This window comes from Patiriisocius marinistellae, from assembly GCF_009014635.1.
Classification (GTDB): Bacteria; Bacteroidota; Bacteroidia; order Flavobacteriales; family Flavobacteriaceae; genus Patiriisocius; species Patiriisocius marinistellae.
On the sequence record NZ_BKCF01000001.1, the window covers coordinates 785,018 to 803,252 of the forward strand.

General features: G+C 32.9%; 14 protein-coding genes. 3 read left to right on the plus strand and 11 right to left on the minus strand.

Annotated elements, in window-relative coordinates:
- Positions 1 to 114: 114 nt before the first annotated feature.
- On the plus strand, positions 115 to 3,144 hold the full coding sequence (locus GB234_RS03470) for a CHAT domain-containing protein (protein ID WP_151893121.1): 3,030 nt from the start codon (positions 115 to 117) through the stop codon (positions 3,142 to 3,144).
- Here GB234_RS03470 and GB234_RS03475 read toward each other — a convergent pair.
- The 7 genes from GB234_RS03475 to GB234_RS03505 all read right to left on the minus strand — a co-directional run bounded on the left by GB234_RS03475 (position 3,132) and on the right by GB234_RS03505 (position 11,377).
- Positions 3,132 to 3,836, minus strand: a complete 705-nt coding sequence (locus tag GB234_RS03475; protein ID WP_151893122.1) for a tetratricopeptide repeat protein — start codon at positions 3,834 to 3,836, stop codon at positions 3,132 to 3,134. The two genes, GB234_RS03470 and GB234_RS03475, sit on opposite strands and share 13 nt — an antisense overlap.
- Position 3,837: 1 nt before the next feature.
- Positions 3,838 to 4,374: an RNA polymerase sigma factor gene (locus GB234_RS03480; RefSeq protein ID WP_151893123.1), complete on the minus strand. Its 537-nt coding sequence runs from the start codon at positions 4,372 to 4,374 to the stop codon at positions 3,838 to 3,840.
- Positions 4,375 to 5,001: 627 nt separating this feature from the next.
- Complete coding sequence (locus GB234_RS03485; protein ID WP_151893124.1) at positions 5,002 to 5,226, minus strand: hypothetical protein; 225 nt, start codon at positions 5,224 to 5,226, stop codon at positions 5,002 to 5,004.
- Positions 5,227 to 5,254: 28 nt separating this feature from the next.
- Entirely contained in the window at positions 5,255 to 6,091 is an 837-nt protein-coding gene (locus GB234_RS03490; RefSeq protein ID WP_151893125.1) for a DUF8740 domain-containing protein, read from the minus strand.
- Positions 6,092 to 6,158: 67 nt separating this feature from the next.
- Positions 6,159 to 8,354, minus strand: coding sequence for a phage tail-like protein (locus GB234_RS03495; protein WP_151893126.1), 2,196 nt, complete (start codon positions 8,352 to 8,354; stop codon positions 6,159 to 6,161).
- Positions 8,355 to 8,469: 115 nt separating this feature from the next.
- Positions 8,470 to 9,285, minus strand: coding sequence for a complement C1q domain-containing protein (locus GB234_RS03500; RefSeq protein ID WP_151893127.1), 816 nt, complete (start codon positions 9,283 to 9,285; stop codon positions 8,470 to 8,472).
- 13 nt (positions 9,286 to 9,298) lie between these two features.
- Positions 9,299 to 11,377, minus strand: coding sequence for a tail fiber domain-containing protein (locus GB234_RS03505; RefSeq protein ID WP_151893128.1), 2,079 nt, complete (start codon positions 11,375 to 11,377; stop codon positions 9,299 to 9,301).
- A 195-nt stretch (positions 11,378 to 11,572) separates the two neighbouring features.
- Here GB234_RS03505 and GB234_RS03510 point away from each other — a divergent pair, with 195 nt between their 5' ends.
- Positions 11,573 to 12,505, plus strand: coding sequence for an isoaspartyl peptidase/L-asparaginase family protein (locus tag GB234_RS03510; RefSeq protein ID WP_151893129.1), 933 nt, complete (start codon positions 11,573 to 11,575; stop codon positions 12,503 to 12,505).
- A gap of 67 nt (positions 12,506 to 12,572) precedes the next feature.
- Here GB234_RS03510 and GB234_RS03515 read toward each other — a convergent pair whose 3' ends face one another.
- Complete coding sequence (locus GB234_RS03515) at positions 12,573 to 13,433, minus strand: cyanophycinase (RefSeq protein WP_151893130.1); 861 nt, start codon at positions 13,431 to 13,433, stop codon at positions 12,573 to 12,575.
- 111 nt (positions 13,434 to 13,544) lie between these two features.
- Here GB234_RS03515 and cphA point away from each other — a divergent pair, with 111 nt between their 5' ends.
- Positions 13,545 to 16,181 carry a cyanophycin synthetase gene (cphA, locus tag GB234_RS03520; RefSeq protein ID WP_151893131.1) on the plus strand — a complete coding sequence of 879 codons (2,637 nt, stop codon included), beginning with the start codon at positions 13,545 to 13,547 and terminating at the stop codon, positions 16,179 to 16,181.
- A gap of 153 nt (positions 16,182 to 16,334) precedes the next feature.
- On the opposite strand, the gene GB234_RS03525 is transcribed toward cphA, so the two are convergent.
- From GB234_RS03525 to GB234_RS03535, 3 genes are all read right to left on the minus strand, one after another.
- On the minus strand, positions 16,335 to 16,907 hold the full coding sequence (locus tag GB234_RS03525) for a DUF6252 domain-containing protein (protein WP_151893132.1): 573 nt from the start codon (positions 16,905 to 16,907) through the stop codon (positions 16,335 to 16,337).
- Positions 16,908 to 16,969: 62 nt separating this feature from the next.
- Positions 16,970 to 17,785 carry a tetratricopeptide repeat protein gene (locus GB234_RS03530; RefSeq protein ID WP_151893133.1) on the minus strand — a complete coding sequence of 272 codons (816 nt, stop codon included), beginning with the start codon at positions 17,783 to 17,785 and terminating at the stop codon, positions 16,970 to 16,972.
- Positions 17,786 to 17,789: 4 nt separating this feature from the next.
- Positions 17,790 to 18,218, minus strand: a complete 429-nt coding sequence (locus GB234_RS03535) for a hypothetical protein (protein ID WP_151893134.1) — start codon at positions 18,216 to 18,218, stop codon at positions 17,790 to 17,792.
- Between the last annotated feature and the right edge of the window lie 17 nt (positions 18,219 to 18,235).

Here is an 18,235-nt window from a genome sequence, read left to right on the forward strand (position 1 = left end):
ATTTTTTTGGATGGTAAACTTTTTTTATAATTTTAAAATCCTGTTAACCTTACATATTCCTCTTTAGACTAATGGGTTTTCACCATTAAAGCCTCAAATTATCAACCTTTATTTATGAAAGTATTTTACTTATTAGTATTATCGTTCTTATTTTCTTTTAATACAGTCCAAGCCCAAGAAACATGGCAAGAGGCTACTCATATTGCAGATTCATTATCCATGGAGTTTGAGCATAAAAAGTCTCTTAACTTCAGATTAAAGGCTCTTGAAATTGCAAATAAAAAACAGTCCGATACATTGGGTTACCTTACCGCGTTAAAAAATATTACTGAGACCGAAATGTTGTTCAATGATAGAGAAACACGTAAAAAAACTTATAAAGAATTAGTTTTAAATGTAAAGGAACTTGAAAACTATAACCCAAAACCAGAGCAAATTTATCAAGTATATCGTAGGGTTTCTATAAGTGCTTATGATTATTTGCGAGACATGGAGGAAGCTGATAAATATGTCAAGAAATCAATAGATGCGCATCTTAATAGTGATCAAATTGATTCTATATTATTATTAAAAAACTTGCACTCTAGGGGTATGGTTTTAAGAGAAAAGGGAGACTTAAATAAAGCATTAAAAATATTTGATGAGGGAATAAAATTTTTTGAGAGTCAAAAAAAGAGAGATAGTAATACTTTAGCAACTATTTATTTTGATATGGCATATACCTACCATCCTAATTTTTTAAACATCCCAAAGAAACGATATGAATATTTAAAAAAAGCCGAATCCGTTTTTAGAACTTTAAAAAACCCTAATCAGGATAACTATCAAACTACACTTTCACAGCTATCTGACTATGAAAGGTTTTATGGTAATTATGAAGTTTCACTGGGTTATCTAAATAAAGGATATCAACTATACCTCGATAATAAAGACTCTTCTCAAACTTTAAAATCTACTATTTTTAATTTAAGAAAAGAATTAGATTATTATCATTATAAAATTATGTTATATGCAAAACTTGAACAAGAAAAAGAATTGCTTGAGTCTATAAAAAAAATAGAAAGTTTTGCTATAAATACAAACCTAGATCCACTTGAATATGAATATTATGTACTATCCTATCTAAAAACTGGTAGATATTATAAAAAAACAGAAAACTATAAACAGGCAATGTTTTATTTTAACAAAGGTTTAAAAACAGCAGATAATGCCACAGAAACAGATTATCATCCAGATTTTTATGTAGAAATAGTAGAGCTGAAACTCAACCAAAATAAAATTAAGGAAGCAAAAATATTATTAGATAATGATTCTTTGTTTATAGGGATGGTTCCTTCTGTAAAATCTCACTATTTAAAAAATAAGCTACGAGTTGCGGTTGAGTTGAGAGATTTTGATACCGCAAAAGAATATATAAATAACACGCTTTACAGTATAAGCGACAAGTCTTCTCTCATTGATATTGATAATTTAAACATTGTAGATTATAAACCAGGACACCTGTTAATTGATATTACAATATTACGTGATTTAGCCTTTTTATTAGAAGCTAATGAAACTCCATGGGATAACGTACCTGAAAAATTATATAAAATGGCTTTAATCCATTTTGATGCTAATTTTATTCAAGGCGAATTAAACCCAGGGGCTAAAAGATATTTAGATATGATTACTAATGGGTACTTAAAATATCAAGAAAATGATGATCAAGAATCACTCTTATACTTTCTTGAAAAATACGAAAGTATAACGTCCCGATATTTATACTCTAAATTTAACCAAAGCCGTTATGTAAAACAAGATGAGCAAACAAATAAACTTTTAGAGCAAGAAAAACAGCTTCGGTCAAATATTACTTATTTAAAAAGAAAACAAGCAAGAAACGATACAGATGAAGTTGCGCAGCAACTTTTTGAACTTCAATCTTCACTTGATGAAGTTGAAATAACATTATCAAGTCAAAATAAACAAATAGAAAGTGTTTTAGAGAAACAATTCTTATTCAAAAACCTTGATACAGAAAATAAAAACTATGTAAAATTTATAGAAGCAAAAAATAATTTATATAGATTTTTAATTGATGATACAGGTATTCATTTTAAAAAATTAGGTAATTATGATGAGATTGCTAAGGATGTAATTCAATTTATTACATCAATTAAAAATCCTTCAAATAAAGAAGGTTACTCTAGTAAAATAGAAAATAAGCTTTTTGTAGATTTATTAGCAGATATCCCGTTTAAAGAGAAGACCTATATTGTTCCAGATAAGGTGCTTAATTATTTGCCTTTTGAGTTACTTCAAAAAAACAACGTGAGCTTAATTGAAACCAACACTATTTCATACGCAATAGGCCTATCATATTTGCAAAGCGAAACTTCAAGTAAAAGAACAACAAATAACGTTGCATTATTTGCTCCTTCATATTCAAGATTTGTTCCTACTGAAACACAATTAGTAGTGCGTGGAGAGGCATATGATTTAAGTGGTGCAAAAGCGGAGGTTGCCGAAATTTCAAAAATTATTCCGTCAACAGTTTACATAGATGATGCAGCATCAAAAAAAGCATTTCAAAATTTAAGCAATAATGTTTCTGTTATTCATTTGAGTATGCATTCATTTCTTAATGATAAAGATCCAGAGTTGAGTAGTCTTGTTTTCTCTGATAACGAAGTTGAAAATGAACTTTATATTTCAGAATTATACGGGTTAAATCTTAATGCAAATCTTGCAGTTTTGAGTGCGTGTAATACTGGCGTTGGTGGTTATGATAACGGTGATGGTGTAGTCTCTATGTCACGAGCTTTTAAATATGCGGGTGTACCTGCAACGGTAAGTAGTTTGTGGAGTGCGCCAGATCTTTCTACAAAAAAAATAATGGTCTCATTTTATGAGCATTTAAAAAACGGCGCATCAAAATCAAAAGCGTTACAATTAGCAAAATTAGACTACTTAAAAAATACAAATGAACGAGAGTTAAAACATCCTTATTATTGGGCAGGCTTTGTTTTACATGGAGATGACAGTCCCATACTATTAGAAAACGAATTTTATAAAACGTTATGGTTCTGGGTAGTTATCGCTATATTATTATTAATTATTGTTTTAATATTGAGAAAAAGGACTAAAAATCAATTGAGCTGATTTTCCAAAGAGGTTCTTTTATCTTTTTTATACATAGCATCCACGGTTTTCAATTTTTTTAAACTTTGTAAGGCACTTTTTTTATCTTCACTCTTTAAATGAGCTAATGCACTGTACCAATGTGTCTGTGGTAGATAACGTGTATTTGTATCCTCAATAGATTTTAATATAATGAGTGCTTTATCTGTTGCACCAGTATTTAAATGGCTCATAGCAAGATAAAATTTGATGTCTGGATTGTCTTGTAGCTCAAGCATTTTTTGAAATTCAGAAATTGCCTTCTCATAATTGCCATTCTCATACTCCATAAACGCTAAATTTCCAGGTATATCACGCACAACAGGTTGAAGCGTATTAGGGTAGGGTTCAAAATTTGAAGCATATAAACTTTGAGCATTGTTTGAGTTTTGAAACACATAAAAACTTCCTATACCAATTAACACAGCAATCGTCGCCGCAATTTGCCAGATTTTAAAAGGATTTTTTTTAGGAGTACGTTCATTTTCAATTGCTTGTAAACGTTTTTTTAACTTGTCTTTTTCTGAAATTTTAATGCTTGAAGCAATTAATTTATATTCATCAACAGCTGCTTTAAAAGTGGCATCTACTTTCATTTTATGTGCTACTTCTTCCATTTCTATTTTGGAAAGTTTTTGAGCAACGTAGTGTTGTATTAGTTGTTCTTGTTCCATGTTACTTAGGGGAGTTTATAAGTTGTCTCAAACCTTTTAGACAGCGAGATTTATGGCTCTTTACTGTGTTTTCATCTTTATAATGTGTAAGTGCTACAATTTCTTTAATAGTGAGATTTCGGTAATAATACATTTTAAGTATATCTTGACAACTGGGCGACATATTTTTAAAATTAATTGCTAATTGTTTTTGTTGCTCGCTAGGTGAATTGTCTACTTCAATCTCAAAATCGGCAACTTTTTCGGGTGCATCTTTTAAAATTACTTTTTTCCGTTTTTTTAGGATGTTATACATTTTATATTTTCCTATTGCAAACAAGTATGTCCTCAACGTGCCATTTTCTATAACTAATTGTTTACTAACAAAATTTTGATAGAGTGCAATGGTAGCATCTTGGTACACATCTAGTACTGTGTCCTTATCTAAATTAAATTTAAGCGCATAATTAAAAAATGCTTCTTGGTTGTCTTTGTAAACTTCTTCAAAAGCGGTTGGATCTTCATCCCTCAATCTTTGTTGTAACGAAGTGTTTGTCATTAGTCTATTGCTTATTTAAAAGATTAACAAGGTAGACAAATTTATTTTTTTTGTTTAGATAGCCGTATAATTTTCAAAATGAAAATTATACGGTCTTTTAAAACTTCAGATAATAATATAATAAATTTAATGGTGAAGCACCTCAATATTCAATGAGCTATAGCGGTTTGAAGTGTTTAAAATTTTGGCGAAAGCCGAAATATAATACATTCAACTAATTAAATTTCTATAAAATTTTTTGATAATTTTTAAATGGTGTTAGAAAGCAGCATAATTATTTTTCAATTTTATAAATAAAGGTATTATCCTCACCTTAATTTGTCCACTTCAAAAATGCAAACCTACTGTCGCTATTTTTGTCCAGTTTTCAAAAAAATAATCACGATATATAGATTTATATCCTCATAAAGATCTAGTATTTATTGATAACTTAGAAGAGTTGTATTTGTTGAAATATAAGGAGACATTAAACATTGTTGCTAAATTTGACGATTTATCCACTCTAACAATCACGGTTAAGGTATTTAAATTTGTAAACTCATCATCACTATGTATCTGCACATTTTAAAATGATCAGCAATGTCCCCATTAATGGTTGAGAAACTACTGCTATCTACGATAACTTCTCTAAATATTTATAACTAAAATACCACATGCATCTGTAACCGGGTCATGAGTTTCTTGGTATAAATTTGTAGTTCTATTTTCTAAAATTTGGAATATATCGATGTTATGGCTAACTAGTGTATTGCTGTCACTATCTTCGATTACAGCTTTATAGTTGACACCATTTTCGTAATAATTATTCTGGAAATGAGCAGAAAGGAAATAAAAAAGATATAAACCCTTCATATTATATAATACTTAAATTAAGAGTTTTTTATCTAATTCGTTCTATCTCTAAAAAGAAATTTTGCATTGATACTGCTGAAGACTTTGATGCATAGATTTCAATATAATCACCAGGGACAAGATACTCTATAGAGGAAATATCCCTAGATATTCTTGAAGTTCCAGCTTGAGATGATACCGTTCTGGAAAAAAACAGATCAATCTTGACGCTACTTCCGTTTTTATATATGGCTAAGTTTAAAACATATTCTATTGAATTACCAAAAACTTGCCCTGTAGCATCTGCTGAAATTGAATAATACCCAGCCTCAGTCACGTTAAATCTGCTTAATTGAGGGTTATTTGAAAAAGAGGGGTTTGGTTCATAGTTTTCTGTAATATCAAAAATTTCATTATTGAAAGTAACTTTTGAAAAATTTGTACCAATAAATATATTTGATGCATTTGCTTTAGCAAGTGGAAATTGTGATACAGGTGATGCTATAACAGTTTCCGCAACCTTTGCATAGGGTACACTTTTAAATTCTGTAGTTCCTAAATCCACAAAACCATCACCACTATCTACCTGGACATTTAAAAAATGGTTAGCAAAACTCCAATTAACGGTTGAGAAACTACCGCTACCAACGGTGCCTTCTCCAATATTTACAGCTACAATACCATTTGCATCAGTAACCGTGTCATGAGTTTCTTGGTAAACATTTGTGGTTCCATTTTCTAAAATTTGGAACTGGATAATGATGTCTTGGCTAACTAGTGTATTGCCGTCAGTATTTTTAATTAGTGCTTTATAATTAATGCCATTTTGTGCAAAGCAAATTAAACTAATTAACACTGCGGAAATTGTAATTAAAATTGTCTTCATTATAATAATTATTTAATGGGTTTAGCTATCTTCATTTTTTTATATTTCAGAAAAGAATAAAATTAAATTACTGCCCAATTTTGCTAACTGCAAAGGCAAAGATTTTTGCAAGCAATCGTTCTTTATCTGTATTGACAATTCCATCGTTTGACATTTCTTCAAAGAATAAATAATCTGATAAAAAAACGCCTCTATCTTCAATAATTATTGAATATTCATCATTGTGTGGCAATTGTGAACCTAATGCCCAAACCTCAGGATTATTTGATGTACCTAATGCTATGCTTCTCTTGTTTCCAGTATAATTGACTAAGGTATTTGCTGGCACTGAACCAAAATTACCTGAGCTTAAATAAGGACTATTTGTAGTTATAATATTATTTCCTGAAAGTGTTTCTATAAATTCATGACCAAAAAGTTGATGTAAGTCATCAGTATTGTCATTGTATAAACTTGCAATGATTACTCCACCATCATCTGTATTATTTGCCCAGTCTAATAGGACTTGTGCAGCATTTTGAGGAAAAAAATTAGAGTAAAATCTATTTACCCAAATGATATCTAAATCCAATGAATTTAATGATAACAGTGTGAAATCCATATCATCAATATCTATGAAATTAACTCTGCTAAATTGATCACCGTTTCCTTTTGTATCAATTGTTTTTCCATAACCAAAATTATTTTCCATAAATGCTCTGTAACCTACTAAATCATTTGACTCATAAATATTTTCAAAATCATCGTCAAAATATCCAATATTTAATGTGGGTAATTCATCATCAATGATGGTTAAATTTTGGGTGTCTCCATTATTAGAGAATGAAAGGTTAGGAGGACCATTTATAATCTCAATAGTAAAAATAAAATCCTCGTCTGCTTCAATAATATTGTCTCCTATTATTGTAAAAACAGCAGGAATAGTATTAGAACCTGATGGGATTGTTACCATTAAACTTGCAGGTGTTATGTCACTAGTATCGCCATTATGTGTTATGTTTAATTGTATGTCAACAGAAGGATTTCCTCCATCAATTAAAGCATTTATTATATAAGGAGCGTCCGTATCCCCTTCAGTAACTTCATATAAATCTGAATAACTACGAAGTTTTAAGTCTGGGTCTAATACAGTTGTGGTGTCTGTACAAGTGAAACCTAGGTTGTTCCAGGTAGCATTTATTATGCTGCCAGCTGTTCCTGTATCTCCTGCAAATCTATATGCAATTGTTTTTGATGTATTAGGAGGTATAATAATACTTTCACCATTAGTTATTGTTACTCCATCTACTTTTATGTTAGTTGCATTTGGAGAAATTGTGCCTAATCCTGATCCACTCAATACGACATCTGTATAGTTAAATGTAATAGGTTGTGAGGCATAAACTGGGCTTAAATTTATTACGGTTACAGTATAGGTATAAGAACCTAGATAAGCACCTTCTTGAAAATCATCTGATAACCCATTTGAGTTACAATCTACTTCTAGTGGTGGCGCTGGCTCACTCACACATATCCAACCTTCATTACTACCACCTCTATACATGGATAAACAATTATTTACAGCGTCATAAACTAATGTGCCATAGGGCACGCTAGCTGCAGGGTCTGCTATATTTATAATATCTGTTTCAGGATTTGTTGTGGCTTTCGGTAAAATAAAACCTCCATTATTTGTGCTGTTTATATCAAGTGCTCCTCGAGGAGTATTTGTTTTTATGCCTATAACATCGTTTTGTCCACCCACAAAAAGTAAAGAATTATTTGTTACATTTTTAACTTCAAAGCCATCACCTATAATTTCTACTTTACCAGTTGCGGCATTAATAATTCTTCCAGCACCATTTCCTCCCTTGTTGTAAGCATCATTTAAAGTTCCTTTACGAGTATCCTCAGCAAAATTAGCATAGGGAACACTCATAAATTGTGTAGTCCCTAAATCTACAAATCCAGCCCCTGTGTTTATTTGTACATTTAAAAAGTGTGCTGCTAAACCCCAATCTATCAATAAAAAGTTACCGCTATCCACGATGCCTTCTCCAATATTTACGACTACAATTCCATTTGCATCTGTAACCGCGTCGTGAGTTTCTTGATAAACATTTGTAGTCCCATTTTCTAAAATTTGAAACTGGACAAAAATGTCTTGACTCACAAGCGCATTGCCGTCAGTATCTTTAATAAGTGCCTTGTAGTTAATGCCATTTTGAGCTATACTTATTACTGAAATGAACAGGGTGAGAATAATTAGGCAAAGATTTTTCATTTTAAATTTATTTTGAATAATAAATCTAAATTGAAAGAAGGGCTTTAAAAATTTTATTTAGTGAATGAATGGTTTATTTAGTGAACAAACTTTAACCTAAGTAAATAAAATATAATTAACGAATCTGCTCAATTTCAAAAGTATTTCTATTAGGTAAGGATTGTGCATAACCGTTTTCTGATCCAAAAATTTCAATATAATCACCAGGGATTAAATGCACAATGGATGATACTTTAACTGTCATCTTAAAACGATCATCTTCTCTAAACTCTACTTCGCTTTTTTTTAAAAAACTCCCATTTTTGTAAATATATAGTGAAAGATTAGTTTCATCTATATTACCATTTACAAAGCGTATTGATGCATCTGCAGAAATTTTATAGTAACCATCAACAGTACTTGTAAACCTACTCGTTAAAGGGTCGTAGTTGTTAGTGAGGTCAAAAACCTCAGTTCCATAAGTTATTTTGTTGGGATTTGAACTTGATGAAAAACTAGTTAAATAAGCTTTTGCTAATGCAAATCCAGCAATATCCACTGGAGGATTTTTTACTTTTTCTGCTAGCTTTGCATAAGGAACTGTTCCAAACCCTGAAGTTCCTAGATCTACTAATCCATCTCCAGTATCTACTTGTACATTTAAAAAATGATCACCTATTCCCCAATCGATAGTTAAAAAGTTACCATTATTTACTATTCCTTCGCCAATGTCCACTTTAGCTATTCCATTAATGTCGGTAGTTAGATTATGAGTTTCTTGATATACATTAGTAATTGGTCCCTGAAATATTTGAAATTGAATAGTTATTGCTTGGCTCGCAAAAATATCTCCATTGCTATCTTTAATAAGTGCCTTATAGTTAATGCCATTTTGAGCAATGCTTGTAGTTACAATTAGTAACGCAAAAATTAAATTTAAAACTAATTTCATTAGTGATTTTTTATTATTCTTCTGCTGAATTTTTTTCAGTTTTTATATTTCCGAAGTTATTATTGTTTTCTAGAGCTGAAAGTCTATTTTCAAGTGTTTCAAATTTTCCAGTCATTTCTTGTAGTTGTTGTTTAAGGTTGTCAACTTTAGCTCGTTCCTCTTCAATAATTTGTTGTTGCTCCTTGGCAACTTGGACTAATAGCGGTGTCATTTTTCCATAGTCCATTCCTATAGCGTCAATACCATTTTCTTCGTAGGCAACAATTTCTGGTAATACGGCACCAACTTCCTCTGCAATCATACCCATGTCGTGTTTACCACCATGTTCTTCGTCCAAGTCGTAATACACACCTCTAATTTTAGATAGTTTTTCTAAAGCATTATCAATTTCCACAATGTTGCTTTTCCATCGTATTGAAGAACCTTGCCCATACATTACACCTTGCCCATTTGCATAAAAGCTAAAACCATCTGGGCTTGATGATGAGCCCCTTACACCTATTCCAGCACCAGTACTAGCTGCAGAGATTCCCCAAACACCTGTACTGTTCTCACCAAAAGCACGAGAGTGTAACCCATTTGTATTTGGAGCATTAGTGTCTACGTCAATACCATCACCTGTATAACCAACAAAATAAGCACCTTTACCACCGTAACCTTCAATTCCATATCCATTAGTTGATGTGCCGGTGATTCCTGGTGCATCAATAGATATTCCTCTGAGAGCTGGAAGTATTTCAGATGTTGAATTTGCCCATATATTTCCTTCAAATCTTGAATTTCCTACAACATGTAACTTCCTTCCAGGATCATTAGTTCCTATACCTACTAAACCATTACCATTGTTATTAAAATAAATATCATTTCCATTTACAGTCCAAGGACTACTTCCTCCGCCTCCACCAGTTGGTGCTTGCCAAGTTGCATTACCTTCAGAGTCTGAGGTAAGTATATAACCATTGGCAGCACCAGTTGTAATCTGGACTTCATCAACTTTTAAATCGCCATTAATGTCAAGAGATTTAGAGGGATTTGAATCATTAATTCCGACTTTGCCATCTCCTGATACGGTAAAAATATTTCCGCCATCACTATTAAAAAGGTTTAACCTGTCATCTGCTGTATTTTCACCAATAAATGCAGCTAAATCCCAATAGTCTTCTCCATTTCTATTTGTGTTTTTAAACTTTATACGTGCATAACCAGAGTTGTCTTCTACTAATGACAGTTGTGGCGAATTACTTGAACTATTCCCTTCAATTTCCAACATCCCGTTAATGTCTGTATGTTTTCCTATGCCTATGGTACCATCTTGTAAAATGGTAAATGCATTGCTACGAGTTGAAGATGAAAGTCCGTTTCCTACTTGAAAAATAGGGTTTGAGTCGCGTAAATTTTCAGAATCTCCACCTCCCGTATTATATGTTCCTACCGCTACGCTACCTACAGCATCTGCTTTAGTACCTAATCCTATTGCTGTAGCGCTGTTTCCTGTGGCTTCGTTATTAAAGCCTAAAGCAATACTTCCTAGGGCAGAAGCTCGTGTATCTTGCCCAACAGTAAAAGAGTTATTCCCGGTGGCACCATTTAAAGATGAAGCCATAGAACTTCTACTTAAATCTACAGCATTTTTACCAATATTACCATAATTATCTGCAGAATGACCTATAAGTCTCCATCCCTTTCCATTACCTTCATCAAGAGCTTCTAGACCATTAATATTTGTTGCATGAAGTGCATAAGGAACTGTGCCAAAGGGCTCTGTGCCTAAATCTACAAAACCAGCACCAATATCCATTTTAACATTAAGTGAGTGCGAAGCTATGTTCCATTCTGGAGCATCACCACTAATGTATGTCCCTTGTCCAATTAAAACTCTTATTATCCCATTATCGTCTGTAGTGGGATTGTGTGATTCCTGATAAACATTAATTGTCCCGTTTTTTAAAATAGTAAACTGTATGATTACAGACTGATTAGTAATAAGGCTTCCATCGTTGTCAGTAATTTGTGCTTTGTAATTGATACCATTTTGAGCTATACTTATTGCTGAAATGAATAGGGTGATAATAAAAAGTAATTGTTGTTTCATCACAAAAATTTTAAATAATTTTAAATCTATGAATGATACTAGCCGTTTTCAAAAATTTTTAGTTAAACAAAGATTTTTTTAGTGAACACATCTTTATTCATAAAATCTAAAACTTAGGATGGCTAAAATTTCAGAAATTATAGTGCTAATTACCTCATCAATAACTTGTATTTTCGCTTCTGAAATATAACATACATGAAAAACTTTTCAATTGCAATACACGGTGGTGCAGGTACACTAGTAAAAGGTTTAATGACTGAAGAGCTTGAGGCTAAATATAAAGCAGCCTTAAAAGATGCTAAAGATAAAGGATATGCTGTTTTAGAAAGCGGAGCTACAGCAATGGACGCAGTAGAAACAGCAGTTAAATCATTAGAAGATTCTCCATTGTTTAATGCTGGAAAAGGAGCTGTTTTTACACACACGGGAACACACGAAATGGACGCGGCAGTAATGGATGGGAAAACATTAGAAGCAGGCGGTGTTTCATTAATCACAGGAATTAAAAACCCTATTTCTTTGGCACGTGATATCATGGAAAAAAGTGATCATGTTTTCCTAGCTGGAGAAGGAGCAATGCAATTTGCTAAAAGTCAAAATTACACACTAGAAACTCCAGACTATTTTTATGATGAGGTGCGTTATCAACAGTGGCAAGGTATTAAAGATAGTGATAAATTTCAATTAGATCATTCTGTAAAAAAGGATGGTAAATTTGGAACTGTTGGTGCAGTGGCATTAGATGTTCATGGAAATATCGCCGCAGCAACATCAACAGGAGGAATGACAAATAAAAAATGGGGGAGAGTGGGAGACAGCCCAATGATAGGTGCAGGAACATATGCAAATAATAAAACTTGTGCCATAAGTTGTACAGGAAGCGGTGAGTTTTTTATTCGTGGAGTAGTAGCATATGATGTTTCTTGCTTGATGGAGTATAAAGGATTGTCCCTTGAAGAAGCAACTCATGAAGTTATCCAAAAAAGAATTTTAAAAATAGGGGGAGACGGAGGCTTAATAGCAGTTGATACAAATGGTAATATTGCCATGCCATTCAATACAGAAGGTATGTATAGGGCCTTCAAAAAGAGTAATGGAGAAATGGATATAAAAATATATAAGGAATAATATTAAAAAAATAAAGTTCAGCATTTTTTAAAATGCTGAACTTTATTTAGTCTAAAAATCACTTGTTTTATTCTTCAATTAAAGGAACTTCCATAGGTGAAATATTAACAGTTTTCTTTTTAATATTAAAACGATCTCCACTAGCTAAAATGTGCGTTTTTAAATTAGTCAACGACATAGGTGTTCCTTTTTCTAAAAGATGATGATTGTTATGCTTAGCTTTTCTAGCGTTAAATAAAATAACCATCCCTGAGCCTAAAACTTCAAATTTTCCGCCTTTAATAATAAGTCCTGTGTCTTCAGCAAGTCCTACGCCTATGAGGTTAGGGAATCTTGCAACAGCTTCTGCCATTCTACCAAAACGTCCACGACGAATAAAATGGCTGTCAATAATTAATTCAGGAATAAAAGACATTCCTTTGTCCATGCCCACAGCTCCTTTTATAAAAGATTCTTGACTACTTCCACCAGTAATCATCTCATGACTCATACACATTGCACCAGCACTTGTTCCTGCAATAACAAACTTTTCATTTTGATAGCGTTTTAACATAACACCATGCAATTTTGTGCCACCAATTTTTCGAGTAATATTTGATTGGTTTCCACCAGAAAACATTACACAATCAGCTTCTTCCATTAACTTTATATTACCAGGAGTTTCAGATTGATCTCTGTCACGAATATTCATAACATGTACATTTGAACAACCTAGTTTTTTAAATGCATCTAAATAGTTTTCACCAACTTCTAAGGGTATACTTGATGCTGTAGGAATAACTATAATCTTCGCATTAGAGCCACCAGCTTCTTTTACAACACGAGATAAAATACCATCCTCAATATATTCTAGATGATAAATTTCGTTTTCTTCAATTCCTTTATCTTCATTACCTCCTATGGGTATCAAAATTCCTTTTGCTTTCATGATGAAATGTGTTTGGGTGGGCAAAAATAGGCGTTTTAATGAAGAAAAAATGATATATTTAAAGATTCTTGAATACCACAAATTTCAGAAACACTTAAAAACCAACCCACTATGAATATACGCGAAATAAATGCGATGCGCGGTCCTAATTACTGGTCTGTACGTCGTCACAAATTAATTGTTATGGTACTTGATCTTGAAAAGATGGAAGAATTTCCCTCTAACAAAATTAAGGGATTTTCTAAACGATTGAAAAACATGTTTCCATCTATGTATAGTCATCGTTGTAGCGTAGGAGAACCTGGTGGCTTTTTTCAACGAGTTGAAGAAGGTACTTGGATGGGACATATTATTGAGCACATTGCGCTTGAAATTCAAACGCTTGCAGGAATGGATACTGGCTTTGGTAGAACAAGAGACTACGGGGAAGTAGGCGTTTATAATGTGGTTTTTAGTTATATGGAAGAAAGTGTGGGGCGTTATGCCGCCGAAGCTTCGGTTAAGATATGCGAAGCATTAATCGCAGCAAAGGATTATGATCTTGACCCAGATATTCAAAAAATGCGTGAGCTTAGAGAATCTTCTAGATTGGGACCTAGTACAGGGAGTATTGTGGAAGAAGCTGAAAGTAGAGGGATTCCGTGGATTAGATTAAATAAATATTCATTATGCCAACTAGGATATGGTGCAAATCAAAAAAGAATACAAGCCACAGTAACTTCAGAAACTTCAAGTATAGGAGTAGAACTTGCATGTGATAAAGAAGATACAAAATACTTGTTAGAACAGGCTGAGGTTGAAGTGCCTCGTGGAGATATAATCTCACGAGAAAGTAGTCTTGAAGATGCTTGTAGATATGTAGGTTATCCATTAGTTATTAAACCTATAGATGGAAATCATGGTCGCGGTATTACGGTAGATATTCAAAATTATGAAGGAGCTGTAGTAGCCTTCCATGCTGCAAAAGAAGTATCAAGAAGAGTTATAGTAGAAAAATATATTACAGGAGAAGATTACAGGCTCTTGGTAATTAATAATGTATTAGTAGCTGGTGCAATAAGAACTCCAGCCCATGTTGTAGGAGATGGAAAACAAACAGTTGAAAGTTTAATTGATGAGGTTAATAGAGACCCAAGACGCGGCTATGGGCATGAAAATGTATTAACACAAATTACGGTTAATGACTTAACGAGAACAATAATAAAGGATGCTGGGAAAACATTAGACTCTGTTCTAGAAGAAGGTGAAAAATTAATTTTGAAAGATACGGCAAACCTTAGTACTGGAGGAACGGCAGAAGATATTACAGATATTATTCATCCTGCAAACGTATCAATGGCAGAACGTATTTCAAAAATTATTGATCTTGATATTTGTGGTATTGATATTATGACCACAGATATTTCTAAACCATTATCAGAAACTGGTGGTGCAATCTTAGAAGTTAATGCGGGGCCAGGTTTTAGAATGCATCTTGCTCCTACAAGTGGGTTGCCAAGAAATGTAGCAGCTCCAGTTATCGATAAACTATTCCCTAAGCAGGGTGATACTGGACGTATTCCTATTACTGCTATCACAGGAACAAATGGAAAAACAACTACTAGTCGTTTAATTGCCCATATGGCAAAAATGAAAGGTTACCGAGTGGGATATACAACTAGTGATGGGGTTTATATTCAAAATAGATTATTAATGACAGGTGACTGTACAGGACCATCAAGCGCAGAGTTTGTACTCAAAGATCCTACAGTTAATTTTGCAGTTTTAGAATGTGCAAGAGGTGGACTATTGAGAGCAGGTTTGGGCTTTAAAAATTGTGACGTTGCTGTTGTAACTAACGTATCTGCAGATCATTTAGGGCTTAAGGGAATTCATACCGTAGAGCAATTAGCTCGTGTAAAAGGAGTAATACCAGAAACAGTATTGCCAGATGGTTATGCCATTTTGAATGCAGATGATGACCTAGTGTATGAAATGCGCAGAAGCCTTGATTGTAAGGTAGCACTGTTCTCAATGGACGAAGAAAATTCTCGTGTAAAAGCGTTGCAACGCAAAGGAGGTATTACAGCCATTTATGAAAATGGGTTTGTTACTATTTGTAAAGGAGAATGGAAAATGAGAGTAATGAAAGCGGTTAATATTCCACTTACATACGGTGGCAAAGCAGATTTTATGATTCAAAATGTGCTTGCGGCAGTTTTAGCGGCACATGTTCAAGGCATTCGTATTGAAGATATGAAAGTAGCTTTAGAAACATTCATTCCTTCGGCCTCTCAAACCCCTGGTAGGTTGAACCTCTTCAAGTTTGAAAATTTCAGTATTTTACTGGATTATGCACACAATCCTGCTGGGATGAGAGCTTTAAAACAATTTTCAGATAATTTAGAGGCATCACATAAGGTGTGCATTATTGCTGGAATAGGGGATAGACGTGTGGAGGATAATAACTTGATAGGAAGTATAGCTGCAGAAATGAGTGACGAAATAATCATTCGTCAAGATAAACGACTACGAGGCAAAACCGAAGAAGAGCTTATTAAAATGCTCAATGATGGAATTAAGATGCAAAACCCAAAAATGAAAACTACTGTTATTCCAAGTGAGAAAGAAGCAATAACACATGCTGTCAACAATGCAAAAAAAGATTCACTCATAATTTTATGTAGCGATGTAGTGCCAGATGCGCTAGAGTTAGTACAAAAATTTAAAGCACAAGAAGCGAGTGGTAAAAAGATTTTTGCGCAGTAGATTTTCTTCGGAAATATTAAACATTAAAAAGACCGTTATTTTATGAATAACGGTCTTTTAATTTAAAGTGGAATTTCTAAAATTCATCAAAATTTTACATTCTATTTACATTGATTTATAACGTGTAGTAAAATGATTTAACTTATTTCGACATTAATCGTCATAAGGAACATTTGTAAATCTTCCTTGCGTTACTTCAAATGTTTGGCCAGAATCTTCATCCGTTGCAGTGAAGCTAAACTCTCCCGAAATTACTTTATTAGTCTTATCAATAAATGTAACTTTTACAATAGCATTATCTGTGTTTTCGGTTGTGGCATTTATCTCATCATTTTCTTGATAAGTGCCGAGGGCAAATTGCTCTTCAAGATTTGAGTCATTAATTCCTTGATGTACTTTTCCATTTACAAGTGCGTCAAAATTAGAGTCACCCATTGCAATACCTATGGCAGTGGGGAGACCTCCATTTAAATCTGCGCCCCCTATGGCAAAGACATAGGCTTGATTTCCATTTATAGGAAGTAATGAGAGTCTTGCCTCTACAGCGCCCTCCACAACAAGTGAGGAAAAATCATTGCCATTTACCTTTGCTGTAATTTGTGCAATGGAACCATCTCCACCTCCGCCACCTATATCCTCAATAATATCTTCTGCATCATCGCTACCGCAAGAATTTAACGCTAAAGTTAGAAAAGAGAACAGGAGTATTTTTTTAAATACAGTCATAATTTTTAGATTTTTAAAAGTGAGTCTATTTTAATTGAGTAAACTATAGGGGAGTTTATTATTCAAATTTTATTATTTCCTTTAATTTTAAATAATTTTTTAAGGTCGTCTTTTGATGCGTTTTTTTTGATGTTTTTTAGTTTACTAGTATCTTGTTTTATTCGGCGATTTGAGGCGTTTTTTAAAGGTTTAAAACTTCCACCAGTTTTTTTATTTGCTATTTCACGAAAATAGGCGGTATTAAAAATGGGTCTTTCTTTATATTCTTCATCTAAAAGTTGAAACGCTTTTTGATATCGTTCTTGTTTTTCTAAAATCCAAGCTAATAAATATATGGCAGCGATGTTTTCCTGTTGAGTCATTTCTTTATAAATACGAATACTTTCTCGCACATCGATTTCGGCTTTGCTATAATTTTCTAAGTAAAAATTTGCTCTTCCTCTTTCTAAATACGTGCCGTGATTGGGGTGCATAGCAACTAATTTGTCAAGTTCAACAATTTTAGCTTCTGTTATATAGGCTTTCCCTTGGTTAAATTGAAGCTCTCTAATTTCTTCTATTTTATTAAAATATATATCACAACTGTTCACCATTTCATAAGTGAATGAAACCATTAATTCCATCCTTTTTTGTTGTCCTTTTTGGTATCTAATGTTTGCATTTTCTTCTACAATTTCGGCATCAATAAGGGCTGCATAATTGGGCAATGTGTTTTGAAAACAAGTTTCAATAGCCTTATTGGGGTTTTTTTGTGTTTCAAATTGTTGTGGTAAACAATTACAAATTTCGGCTTTAAAACTAGTTGTGTACGACTGTGCATTTGCAATACCTAAAGCAATTGAGAGTGTTATTGAAAGTAAGCTGTTTTTTTTATTCATATTTTTACTCTTCTTCATCGGTGCCAATAAAATATGTTTTTGATGTTGCAAGACAGTAACGTAATGCCTTTTTAGCTTTGTTTAAATTAAGTGTGGCTTTCCCTTTTCGCATAATATTGCCTTTGCCACTTCCCATATCTTCAACAACAGTGGGTAAAACTTGCCATAAGCTATCAATATCTTTTTGAGCATTTGCGAGTAGTTCGTCTTCTAACTCTGGTGGAATTTCAACACCCTTTTGGGATAGGCTATCATAAACATATATTTTATGATATAACTGAAATGTATTATCTACAAACTGATCTGCACTTTTTATTTTTGAATTTTTTTTTGGTGGGTTTATTCTTTCTTGACAAAAAATTTGTGATGTAAAGCTAGAAAGTAACAACAAACAACTGCAGATGTAGATAATAAAGTAATTAGATTTTTTCATCAAATTTTTTTTGCGAG

Coding starts and splice junctions, on each gene's coding strand:
- GB234_RS03525 (WP_151893132.1), bottom strand. CDS start 16,907: ATGACTGTATTTAAAAAAATACTCCTGTTCTCTTTTCTAACTTTAGCG.
- GB234_RS03515 (WP_151893130.1), bottom strand. CDS start 13,433: ATGAAAGCAAAAGGAATTTTGATACCCATAGGAGGTAATGAAGATAAA.
- GB234_RS03510 (WP_151893129.1), top strand. CDS start 11,573: ATGAAAAACTTTTCAATTGCAATACACGGTGGTGCAGGTACACTAGTA.
- GB234_RS03480 (WP_151893123.1), bottom strand. CDS start 4,374: ATGACAAACACTTCGTTACAACAAAGATTGAGGGATGAAGATCCAACC.
- GB234_RS03505 (WP_151893128.1), bottom strand. CDS start 11,377: ATGAAACAACAATTACTTTTTATTATCACCCTATTCATTTCAGCAATA.
- GB234_RS03495 (WP_151893126.1), bottom strand. CDS start 8,354: ATGAAAAATCTTTGCCTAATTATTCTCACCCTGTTCATTTCAGTAATA.
- GB234_RS03530 (WP_151893133.1), bottom strand. CDS start 17,785: ATGAATAAAAAAAACAGCTTACTTTCAATAACACTCTCAATTGCTTTA.
- cphA (WP_151893131.1), top strand. CDS start 13,545: ATGAATATACGCGAAATAAATGCGATGCGCGGTCCTAATTACTGGTCT.
- GB234_RS03490 (WP_151893125.1), bottom strand. CDS start 6,091: ATGAAGACAATTTTAATTACAATTTCCGCAGTGTTAATTAGTTTAATT.
- GB234_RS03475 (WP_151893122.1), bottom strand. CDS start 3,836: ATGGAACAAGAACAACTAATACAACACTACGTTGCTCAAAAACTTTCC.
- GB234_RS03535 (WP_151893134.1), bottom strand. CDS start 18,218: ATGAAAAAATCTAATTACTTTATTATCTACATCTGCAGTTGTTTGTTG.
- GB234_RS03485 (WP_151893124.1), bottom strand. CDS start 5,226: ATGAAGGGTTTATATCTTTTTTATTTCCTTTCTGCTCATTTCCAGAAT.
- GB234_RS03470 (WP_151893121.1), top strand. CDS start 115: ATGAAAGTATTTTACTTATTAGTATTATCGTTCTTATTTTCTTTTAAT.
- GB234_RS03500 (WP_151893127.1), bottom strand. CDS start 9,285: ATGAAATTAGTTTTAAATTTAATTTTTGCGTTACTAATTGTAACTACA.